At 37.2% G+C, this 11,048-nt stretch carries 8 protein-coding genes and 3 pseudogenes; 4 read left to right on the top strand and 7 right to left on the bottom strand.

What is annotated here, in order from left to right; all coding sequences use genetic code 11:
• From FVQ77_16275 to FVQ77_16300, 6 genes and pseudogenes are all read right to left on the bottom strand, one after another.
• Positions 1-250: hypothetical protein (locus FVQ77_16275; GenBank protein ID MBW8051859.1), on the bottom strand; the 250-nt coding region annotated here is incomplete at its 3' end.
• 50 nt (positions 251-300) lie between these two features.
• Positions 301-798: a T9SS type A sorting domain-containing protein gene (locus tag FVQ77_16280; GenBank protein ID MBW8051860.1), complete on the bottom strand. Its 498-nt coding sequence runs from the start codon at positions 796-798 to the stop codon at positions 301-303.
• A gap of 151 nt (positions 799-949) precedes the next feature.
• Positions 950-1,195, bottom strand: a complete 246-nt coding sequence (locus FVQ77_16285; GenBank protein MBW8051861.1) for a hypothetical protein — start codon at positions 1,193-1,195, stop codon at positions 950-952.
• Between the two features lie 4 nt (positions 1,196-1,199).
• On the bottom strand, positions 1,200-1,439 hold the full coding sequence (locus FVQ77_16290) for a DUF2283 domain-containing protein (GenBank protein MBW8051862.1): 240 nt from the start codon (positions 1,437-1,439) through the stop codon (positions 1,200-1,202).
• Between the two features lie 137 nt (positions 1,440-1,576).
• Positions 1,577-1,693, bottom strand: a pseudogene (locus FVQ77_16295) (6-phosphofructokinase).
• On the bottom strand, positions 1,690-2,898 hold the full coding sequence (locus tag FVQ77_16300) for an RtcB family protein (GenBank protein ID MBW8051863.1): 1,209 nt from the start codon (positions 2,896-2,898) through the stop codon (positions 1,690-1,692). Before FVQ77_16300 ends, FVQ77_16295 begins: the two are co-directional and overlap by 4 nt.
• A 349-nt stretch (positions 2,899-3,247) precedes the next feature.
• Between FVQ77_16300 and FVQ77_16305 the strand changes: the two genes are divergently transcribed.
• The 3 genes and pseudogenes from FVQ77_16305 to FVQ77_16315 all read left to right on the top strand — a co-directional run bounded on the left by FVQ77_16305 (position 3,248) and on the right by FVQ77_16315 (position 6,743).
• Complete coding sequence (locus FVQ77_16305; protein ID MBW8051864.1) at positions 3,248-6,214, top strand: hypothetical protein; 2,967 nt, start codon at positions 3,248-3,250, stop codon at positions 6,212-6,214.
• 42 nt (positions 6,215-6,256) lie between these two features.
• Positions 6,257-6,460 (top strand): annotated as a pseudogene (locus FVQ77_16310) (type II toxin-antitoxin system HicB family antitoxin).
• 127 nt (positions 6,461-6,587) lie between these two features.
• A pseudogene (locus tag FVQ77_16315) lies at positions 6,588-6,743 on the top strand (glyoxalase).
• A gap of 9 nt (positions 6,744-6,752) precedes the next feature.
• On the opposite strand, the gene FVQ77_16320 reads toward FVQ77_16315, so the two are convergent.
• Positions 6,753-7,418 carry a hypothetical protein gene (locus tag FVQ77_16320; protein ID MBW8051865.1) on the bottom strand — a complete coding sequence of 222 codons (666 nt, stop codon included), beginning with the start codon at positions 7,416-7,418 and terminating at the stop codon, positions 6,753-6,755.
• A 380-nt stretch (positions 7,419-7,798) separates the two neighbouring features.
• Between FVQ77_16320 and FVQ77_16325 the strand changes: the two genes are divergently transcribed.
• Complete coding sequence (locus FVQ77_16325) at positions 7,799-10,969, top strand: AAA family ATPase (GenBank protein ID MBW8051866.1); 3,171 nt, start codon at positions 7,799-7,801, stop codon at positions 10,967-10,969.
• Positions 10,970-11,048 lie beyond the last annotated feature (79 nt).

Raw genomic sequence — 11,048 nt, forward strand, 5'->3', positions numbered from 1 at the left:
CAATCTCAAGGCTGAATAACCCGAACTGGTTTGTAGTATCTGCATGTGTCTCGCTGTAAACTACTGTACCTGCAGGGATTGTTTGAAGAATACTAATCTTCAATCCAATCTTTTGATTGGGTAGTACGTTACCCGTATTATCTCTCGCTATTGCCTGATATTTGAAGGCTTGGGGAGATTGGGCGAACGTTCCTAACGCTCCGAGCGTTAGGAACGCTGCCACTGTGAATGTTAAAGTTAATTTTTTCATGGTTTTACAGTTTTATTGTCCCCCCGAGTACTCGGGGGGACAGGGTTAATTTAATTTACTTTTTGAATTTTATATGAATTGATTAGTTTGCCTTTTTCTGTTGTTATTTTTAAAAAGTAACTGCCTGTGGCATATTCTCTCATATTGAGTTGATAGGTAATAACAGTACCTGCAATTTTTTCATTTGTTAATATTTTTCCGGTTATATCCGTTAATTCAATTTTCAGGTTTGAATTATCAACGTCACCGTTAATGTTAATCTGTAAGGTATTGCTAATCGGATTAGGAAAAACTGAGATATTGAAACCCAAATCAGGATTTTCTTTTATGCTTGTTATATCATAGTTTGTCTGATGAAAACCCTGTGTGATGATGTTATTGGTGTTTGAAACTGTTTCAATTACCGGCTCGCCAATTGTCCAGCTTAATTGGGCATTGGTTCCTGTGTAATGGTCGCCTGAAGTGGCATAAACTTCCGGTGAAACGGATTGGCTTATACCTGTAAAACAGAATAATATGCCTGATAGAATTAATAATATTTTTCTCATGGTCTTATATTTTTGAGGTTGAATTCAGCAAGATATAAAGTGCAAAGATACAAAATTATATGTAATGCAAGTTATTGAATTGATTTTAATTATCTGTCAAAGAACTACGAAATTTTCTGTTGAAACAAAAGTGTCAAATTGTTACTCCTTGTTAAAATAAATTATTGATTTCTGAGTTAAGTCTCTTATTATTATCCTCCCGGTTTTGATATATTTCATCAATCAATTCATCCCAAATTAAATCATTATACTGTTCTTTTTCATCATCAATATCAATTTGTTTTTGAGGAACATATATACGAAATGTATGAATTATTTCATATAAATTTTTAAGATAATTCACCGGTATATTATCTAATTCTATGAGTATATTTTTTAATAACGTTTTTTTCTCCATAGTTTTAAATTTTTAAAAGATTTATCTTGTGGCATTTTCCTGTTAATTCATTTTCAACCAGAAGCATTCCGGCATCTAATTTTAATTGTTTATTCGCATTTAATAATTCAATTCCAAATATTTTTCCATCTGCAGATATATCTACAACAACATCATCACTTAAAGGATGGCTTACTACAGTTGTTTCAGATTTTTGTAACTGAATATAGGCAATATTGCGTTTTGGATTGTATGAAATTTTCATAACTATTGGGTTTAATAAAATTTTGTAATAGATGAATTATAAATCCCGCGAATTATAGAAAGATAGTCATGTGTTATCATTTTTACATTCTTTAGATCATTTGCTTGATGCTTACTTACTGCCGACTGCCAACTGGCGACTGCCGACTGGCGACTGCCAACTGCCAACTGCCGACTACCGACTGCCGACTGCCAACTGCCGACTGCCAACTGCCGACTGCCGACTGCCGACTGCCGACTTAGACAGCCCCTCAATCCTTATACGGATCATACACCCCCAACCCCGCCATCGCCACGCCTATCGGCTTTAATTTGTGCAGGATTTTTATGGTATCTTTATGGTATTCCAATACCTGGTCAAGGGATTTATAAACTTCCGGGGCTTCGTCTGGGCCGCTGCCCCTGAGTTCAATGCCCTTGCGTTTCATCCTTTTTAATACAGCAGGAAAATTAACCAACCCTTTTGAAACGATCATTGGTCTTTTAATTCCGTCTTTGCCCCTTACCCATTTGGTTTTTCCTGCAGCCTTTCTTCTTGACATCACGCGCCCTGCTCCATGTACCGTTGAATACAATGACTCCTTTGACCTGGCGCTGTCAACACCCTCTAATATCACCGAAATATCTTCCATCGTTGAACCGACAAACCCTTTTTGTTCAGGGTAGGCAGGGGTACATCCCTTTCTTATGATCCAGTATTTTTTTTCAAAATGCTCCTCCCGCCAGGCAAAGTTATGGTGATTGTGCACCTCATAAAGCGACTTCGCCCGCAGTATTTCCAGCACTTTTTTTACTACCACATCCCGCCCTGCATAAGCATAGTCGCCAGCCAGGTGCATAGCTTCAATATAGTCTTGTCCCATAGGATTCCTGACGTCAATTAAAACAGGCGGGCTGTCCATGCCTACATCTTTTACTCTATCTCCAAACTCCTTGCCTTGGGCAAGAGCTAAAAAACCGTTAGCGGTTTTGTTTCCGAAGCCTCTTGAACCAAAATGAACACCGATCCAGAGTTTGCCGGCATCGTCTTCAAACAGATCCACATAATGATTTCCACCACCCACCGTACCAAGCTGCGCTCTTGCAATGTTTAAGAGTTTTTTTTGTGGTTTAAACTCAGCTTTTGCTATCTTGTCAAATACAGGATGATCTACAGGCTTAGGATTTGGCCTGCCTACTCCAAAACCGATCTGTTTGAATAGCTCATCCATCACATTTTTGAGATCAATATCCTTTGCGTCAATATCTGTCATTACAGCTTTATTTCCGCAGGCAATGTCATACCCCACTCCTGAAGGACTAATATGATTTTCATAGGCAATAGCCCCGCCTATCGGCTGGCTGTAACCGGGATGATGATCTGCACACAACACGGCATAGTCTGCGTTTTCCGAGCAATTTTTTAGTTGTTGCAGCGCTCTTTCATCAACTTCTCCGAATGTGGTGATCTTTTTATACACAGATTACACAGATTTAATAAGATTACACAGATTTTTTATCCCCGTACTCGGGGAAGAGACGTAATGTTTATAAATATTTCAATTTAAATACATTTTTTCTGTTTGTAAGTTGCAAATATAAAGAGAAAAGCTGAAACTTTGAGAAATTTTTACAACCTTACAACCATATAAATCTAAATTAAACTTATGAGTCCACTCTAAAAAGTGTTTTTGGTTCTCGCAAAGGCGCAAAGAGCGCAAAGTTATATACTTAACTAATTGATATTCAATCCTTTGCGAACTTTGCGTCTTTGCGAGAAACGATTTCTTTTCAATTTTTTACTTTTTAGAGTGGACTCACTTATTAACTGTGAAATCTTTTATTATCTGTGTAATCTTATTAAATCTGTGCAATCTGTGTATAGCTCAATATTTTGACCTTGGCCAGGACCCTGCCGGTACTAAATGGCAGCAAATAAATACGGAAAATTTTCAAATCATTTTTCCTGAAGAATTCAGCGGCCAGGCACAACACCTGGCAAATTCTTTAGAACAGGTTTATATTTATGCATCAAATTCACTCAATTACCAGCCAAAAAAGGTTTCTGTTATTATCCACAATCAGTCTTCCACTTCTAATGCCGTAGTACTTTGGGCGCCCAAAAGGATTGAATTTTATACAACGCCTTCTCAAAATACCTATCCCCAGCCATGGTTAGACCAATTGGCTTTGCATGAATTCAGGCATGTTGTACAGATAGATAAATTAAACCAGGGAATTACCAAACTACTTTATTATCTTTTGGGTGAACAAGCCACGGCTGCTGTTCTTGGTTTGTTTGTTCCATTATGGTTCCTGGAAGGAGACGCTGTGGCTGCAGAAACCGCGCTTTCAAATACCGGCAGGGGTAGAATACCCGGCTTTGAAATGGAACTCCGTTCTCAGGTTCTGGAACGAAAAATTTATTCTTATGATAAAGCTGTTTTTGGCTCATACAAGGATTATATTCCAAATCATTACAGGCTTGGATACCTTATTGTTGCGAATGCACGAAAAAAATATGGTGCGAATATCTGGGATGATTTTATTAGTAATGTCGCAAGGTTCTCATTCCCTCATGTTAAAAAAAGTTATGACATCACTAAAACTAAATTGTATAAAGAAACATTCATTGAATTGGATAGTCTATGGGAGGAGCAGATGAATGAGCTTAGTTATACAAAGAATAAAACTATAAATAAACGAGAAACTATAACGCAAAGCGCAGAGCCCCGCCAACAGGCGGGGCCATATACCAATTATAGATTTCCGCAATATCTTGATGATGGTTCCATTGTTGCTGATAAGTCCGGGATTGGAGATATAAACCAATTTATCATGATAGATGAGCATGGAAATGAGAAAAGAATTTTTACGCCCGGCTTTTATACTCCCGTTACTTTATCGGTGAAAAACAACATTTTGGTCTGGGCAGAAAGAACGTATGATCCAAGATGGGAAAACAGGGATTATTCTGTAATAAAAAAATATGATCTCTTTAATAAGAAACTAAAAACGCTTACGCATAAAACCCGGCTGTTTGCTCCATCCCTTTCTCCGGATGCTGCCTGGATAGCTGCTGTGAATGTAAGCTCTACCAATGATTATGAATTAGTCATTCTGGATGCAGCAACCGGTAAAGTGTCAAAACAAATTAAAAGCCCTGGTAATGATTTTATTCTCACGCCCACCTGGTCGGATGACGGGAAAAATATTGTTACCATTTTGTTGAATGATAAAGGGAAAAGCCTGGCAATTGTAGATATTGAGAGTGGAGAATTTGAAATACTTCTCCCCTACTCTTTTGATGATATTTCAAAGCCCGTAATGCACAAAAACTATATTTTCTTTAATGCTAACTACTCCGGTATTGGTAACATCTATGCTGTTGAATTAAACACGAACTCAACATCCAACCCCGACACGCTCGTACCTCTCTATGGGGCAGGCATCCAATATCCAATTTACCAGGTAACCTCCAGCAAATTCGGAGCGTATGACGCCTGCATTTCACCCGATGGAAGCAAAATGGCATATTCTGATTATAGCTCATCAGGTTATGATGTTGTTGAAATGAAATTGAATCCTGAAGATTGGAGGCCTTTGGAAGATGTTGAAAACAACTCCATTCAATTGTATAAACATCTTGTTGAGCAGGAAATGGGGAAAAGCGGCAGTATATTTGACAGCTTACCTGATAAACAATATGAAACCAGGAAATATAGGAAATGGCAGCATTTGTTTAATTTTCATAGTTGGGCTCCTCTATTTATAGATGTTAATAATGAAGAATTTAGTACGGGTATATCATTTTTATCTCAAAATAAGTTAAGCACGGCATTTACCACGGTTGGATACGAATATAATTATACAGGCAGGACTGGTAGTTATGTTGCAAATTTCAGTTACCGGGGATGGTATCCGATCGTTGATATTGGTGCAAGGTATAACCCCAGAAGTGATTTTTATGATGTTTCAACTGGTTTAAGACTTCCGTTAAATTTAACTCATGGAAAATATATTCAAGGTATTGAAGCAGGCATCAATACTGGCTGGCTTGCACAAAAATTACCTAAATTACCCCCCAATTCTTATTATGATATTTTTGGTGATACGATTATACCATCTTCAGATACACTACTCAGTTTACTTCACTACATGCACTATAACTTTTTTGCATACAGACAGATCAAAACCTCATCCAAGGATTTAGCGCCTCGCTGGGGACAGCAGATTTCTGTGGATTATATCCACACCCCTTTTCAAAGTTCTTTAAAAGCTACAACTTATGCTATTGAAACATCGTTATTTTTTCCTGGAATATTAAAGCACCATAGTATAAGGATCAATGGTGGTTATCAGGTCAGGATTGGAGGTTATAAACAACCGATCAAAGATGATACCACTATGGGCACTTGTTATGCTTTTTCAAATTTGTTGAATTATCCAAGAGGTGTGCTATTAGAAAATCCTGCTAAATGTTTTTCTGTCAAACAAGATTCTACACTCTACAAATTTTCCATAGATTACAAACTGCCGGTACTCTATCCCGACCTCAATATTGGCCCCATCGTCTATATTAAAAGGCTAAAGGCTAATTTATTTTATGATTATGCAGAGGGGAAAAGTCCTGCAGGAATCAATACATATCAATCAACCGGTATTGAACTCACCGCAGATATGCATATTTTCAGGCTATTATTTCCTTTTGATCTTGGTGTGAGGTATATTTATTTGCCTGATTTGCAGCAGTCAAGGTTTGAATTTCTTTTTTCTATTGACTTTAGTAATTTTTAAATTTAGATTATTTATTATATCTTTGTAGATATTTAAAATATTATGAAATCTAAATTAAAATTAACTGCTGTATTTGAAGAAGCTGAAGAAGGCGGCTATATAGCTTATATTGAGGAAATTCCCGGGGTTAATACTCAAGGTGAAACTTTAAAAGAAACAAAAGAAAACTTGCTTGATGCGTTAGAATTGGTATTGGAAACCCGTAGAGAGCTGGCTAATAGGGAATTGTCTGATAAAAAAGTAATTGTAGTATGGAAAGAAGGCAAATATTATGTTGCTCAGTGTATAAATGTGGATGTTTCAAGTTTTGGGGCCTCAAAACAGGATGCTATCAAAAATCTGGATGAGGCGCTTGAATTATATTTTGAAGAACATGCATTTCACCCAAATAAAAGAAACATGCCTGTACGTATCCAACCTTGAAACTACCACCTATTTCTATCAGAAAAAGCTGGGACTTGAATTAATTTCTTACGTAAAAGGTAGCCATGTATTTTTCAGAGTGGGAACGTCTGTATTACTTTGTTTTCTGCCTACGCTATTCATACTTTTTCTTAAAAATCTCACTCATAATAAAAGCCTCTTTTGCATTTTGTGGGTCCCTGAGGATTCGGGCATATTTGCTTTCTTCTTCCCCCTCAATACTATAAGCATCAGCCCCTAAATCCCCCCCAAAGGGGGGGACTTTGCCATCGCTTTTGCCTTTGGCAATTGGGGTGGTAAAGTCCCCCTTTCGGGGAGGACGATGTCCAGTGGACATCGGGCCAGCATTGCGGGAGGCAGGGGGGCTGGTTTCCCCTGCTCTTTCATAAGTTTTTTGGGGAGGATCAGCTATGATTTCAATTTCTTCAGGTTCACTATCTTCATCCTGATATTCGGAGTCAGGAATTTCTTCACGAAGTTCATCCTCACGATCCAAGGATTCAGGATCAAACTCTTCGTGCTTTGGCCCTCCCATAAACTCCTTTAAAAGCTCTCCAACTGAACCTTTAAAAGTACTTTGTTCATCATCAGTTTCTGTTGGGGAAGCATAGGGCTCTTCTTCATCTTCTGTTGACCGGCTGGAATAGGATGGTTCATCAGGCTGGGAATTGGGTAAAGGTGAATCATTTGTAGTTGCAGGTTTCTTCTTTCTAAAAACCTTAAATAAAATATATAAAATCGCTATAACAGCGTATAGGATATATTTGGTATAATCTTCCATGTTTGATAAAGGGCATCTCTAAAAACTACACCATATATTCCCCTCTATCAAGAGGGGCAAGGGGTGTGTTTTAAAAAATATGTAGTTTTTAGAGATGCCCTAAATTAGAAAATAACACCCCTAACGGGTGACCACCCGAAAGGGTGGGAAATCAGGAAATTGGTAATTCAGCAAAATTAGTGAAAAAGAAATTTATTAAACCATAAATATACTAATTTTTTTTCAAGACTTCGCTATTTAGAATATCAAAATGTGGATAACCTCTTGAAAAATTGTTGATAAGAATAGTATTATAGTCTTTTACTTTGTCCCCATTAATGTAAATTAGATACCCAATATAAAATACTAATATAGGGTATATTAGCATTTTTTATTCGTATATGAAATTAACAAAATTAGAATTAAAAGGTTTTAAAAGCTTTGGCGATAAGGTAGTCATTAATTTTGACGGTGATATTACCGGGATCGTGGGGCCAAACGGCTGTGGTAAATCCAACATTGTTGATGCCATTCGCTGGGTTTTGGGAGAACATAAAAGCAGCATCCTGCGCTCTGAAAAGATGGAAGACATCATTTTCAACGGCACCAAAAGCCGTAAAGCACAGCAGATGGCAGAAGTTTCCCTCACTTTCACCAACACCAAAAACATCCTGCCTGTTGAATATTCAGAAGTTACCATCACAAGAAAATACTACAGGGCATCCGAAAGCGAATACCTGCTTAACGGGACCCGTTGCCGGTTAAAGGATATTACAGACCTATTCCTTGACACTGGCATCGGACCAGACAGTTATGCCATTATCGAGCTTGCAATGGTGAAGGACATTTTAAAAGATAAGGACAATTCAAGAAGGCAGCTCATTGAAGAAGCAGCCGGCATTTTAAAGTTCAGAGCTCGTAAAAAGCAGACACTAAAAAAACTTGATGATACCGACCAGGACCTGGAGCGTATTAAAGATGTACTTTATGAAAATGAAAGGAACCTGAAGGAATTTAAAAGACAGGCTAACCAGGCAGAGAGATTTTATAAAATAAAAGAACAGTATAAGGAAAGCAGCATCGCGTTAGCACGAATTACTACTCGTGAAAAAACCGAAAAATTTGATGCACTTCAAAAACAGATCAACAAAGAAAATGACCTGAAAGCGGAATATAACAAACAGTTGGCTCAAAAAGAAGCTGAAATAGAAAAAATAAAGCTTGAGAACGTTGACAAGGCAAAATCTTTATCAACATACCAGCAAAAATTTAATGAACACGTAGAAAAAATTCGTGAGTTTGAGAACGACAAAAACATCAGCAATGAAAGATTAAAATATTTAAATACCAAAATAAATGAACTCCAAAAACAGATAGACGAGGGTACTCAAAGCAACGAAAGAGCCAAGTCTGAGAAGAAAAGACTCAGTGAAGAAAAAGAAACAGAAGGGGAATCATTAACGGAAATGGAACAGAAATTAAAATTGATAAAAGAAGACTATAAAGCCCAGGAAAAAAAGACTATCGATTTACAGGAAAAAATCAATACACTCAGCAGCCCTTTAATAGCAAACAAAGAAAAAGAAATTGAACAGATCAGGGAAAAGCTCACACAAAGCAACCGTCAATTAGATGCAAAGCAAAATGAGCTTAACTTAACAAGATCATTTGTAGATAACCTCGAAGGATTTCCTGAAGCTGTTAAGTTTCTAAAGAAAAATGTTCACTGGGATAAAGAAGTTCCTCTCGTTTCTGATATACTCACTACCAGTGAAAAATACCGTATTGCCATAGAATACTATCTTGAACCTTATTTTAACTATTATGTAGTAGAAAAACCACAGCAAGCATTACAGGCTGTCAATTTGCTGAGCGAAGCCGCAAAAGGAAGGTCTCATTTTTTTGTATTATCTTACTTTGAAAACTTACCAACTCCCAAAACCAACATCCCAAATACGATACCGGCAATAGATGTGGTGGAATATGAACCCAAATTCAGGAAACTTATCAGTTATATCCTTGACAATGTTTATATTGTTACCGGCAACCAGCAAGACCTGCCTGTTGAGGATACAGAAAAAACCGGAAAACATGCCAATGCAATATTGCTTACTCAAAATGGAAAAATAACCAAAGGAAAGTTTTCTATATCAGGCGGATCAATAGGATTGTTTGATGGCAAACGACTTGATAAGGCAAACAACCTTCTCAAATTACAAAAAGAAATAAACACCCTTGCATCAGACATCAATGATCTAAAGATCAGCCATGACAAAAAACTAAAGGAATTAGAAATTCTTAAAGAAAAGGAAAATGAAATTAAAGGCTATAACCAAGAATTAGCAACACAAAATGAACTGTTCAGACAAAAGTCGGAACTATTCAATCAACACAACATTGAATTTATTAACAAGCAAAATAAAATTTCCAATATAGATCAACAGATCATCCACCATCATGCTGACTTTGAAAGCAGTAAAGAAAGGCTGGAAAAAAATACCCTGGATATTAACAAGACTAACATAGAAATAAAACAATTAAAGGAAAGGGGAAACAGTATTGAGAATGATCTGATCATGATGTATAAGGAAAAAGATAAGCTGCAGGCAGAACTAAGTAAGTCAGAGCAATTATATTATTCCGTGCAGGAGCAAATTGATAAATTAGAGAAGGAAGCGAAAGATACCAGGCATAAAAGAGAAAATTCAACCAATCTAATTCAACAATTACAGAGCCAGCTAAATGATATCAAATTGAATTTAACTGAAGTTAAAGAAAGGCTATCCGTTGAATTTAATATTAAAATTGACGACTTGCGCATGGCCCCGCCATTTGGCGGGGGAAAAGGACTTGAGCATGGTAAACCCCGCCAGTTGGCGGGGCCAAGCGCTCCCGAGCTACCCGGGACGACTTTAGAAGAATTAAAAGAAAAAGTTGAAAAACTCCGGGAGCAATACGACCGTTTGAAGCTCTCTGTAAACCCATTGGCAAAGGAGGCTTACGAGGAACAAAAGAAAAGGATAGATTTTTTGATAGAACAGCGCGATGATATAGTCAAGGCAAAAGATTCGTTATTAGAAACCATAAGCGAGATCAATATCAAAGCTACAGAGTCTTTTTTAAATGCTTTTGAAAAAATAAAGGCAAATTTCACAGAAGTGTTCCGGTCTTTGTTTTCAGAGGAAGATAGCTGTGACCTGGTACTTTCAGTACCAGATAACCCGTTAGATTCAGACATTAAAATAATAGCTAAGCCAAAAGGGAAAAAGCCATTAAGCGTCAACCAACTTTCGGGCGGTGAACAAGCGCTTACTGCAATTGCTTTGCTTTTCTCCATTTACCTTTTAAAACCAGCTCCTTTCTGCATTTTTGATGAAGTAGATGCCCCGTTAGACGATACGAACATTGGTAAGTTCAATAACATCATTAAAAAGTTCTCCCATGATTCACAGTTCATCATCATCACCCACAATAAACTTACAATTGCCAGTACAGATATCATCTATGGGATCACCATGGTTGAGCAAGGAGTTTCAAGGGTAGTACCGGTGGATGTGAGAGAGTATGCGTGAAGAATGAAACCACTAATTACACTAATTACACTAATTAATAATTACACTAATTTAATTTGTGTAATTCGTGTAATTCGTG

The organism is Cytophagales bacterium, assembly GCA_019456305.1.
In the GTDB taxonomy this organism is placed as follows: domain Bacteria; phylum Bacteroidota; class Bacteroidia; order Cytophagales; family VRUD01; genus VRUD01.

What these genes read in the sequence shown, in the direction of transcription:
- FVQ77_16320 (MBW8051865.1), bottom strand. Translation starts at nt 7,418, where the DNA reads ATGGAAGATTATACCAAATATATCCTATACGCTGTTATAGCGATTTTA.
- FVQ77_16280 (MBW8051860.1), bottom strand. Translation starts at nt 798, where the DNA reads ATGAGAAAAATATTATTAATTCTATCAGGCATATTATTCTGTTTTACA.
- FVQ77_16325 (MBW8051866.1), top strand. Translation starts at nt 7,799, where the DNA reads ATGAAATTAACAAAATTAGAATTAAAAGGTTTTAAAAGCTTTGGCGAT.
- FVQ77_16290 (MBW8051862.1), bottom strand. Translation starts at nt 1,439, where the DNA reads ATGAAAATTTCATACAATCCAAAACGCAATATTGCCTATATTCAGTTA.
- FVQ77_16285 (MBW8051861.1), bottom strand. Translation starts at nt 1,195, where the DNA reads ATGGAGAAAAAAACGTTATTAAAAAATATACTCATAGAATTAGATAAT.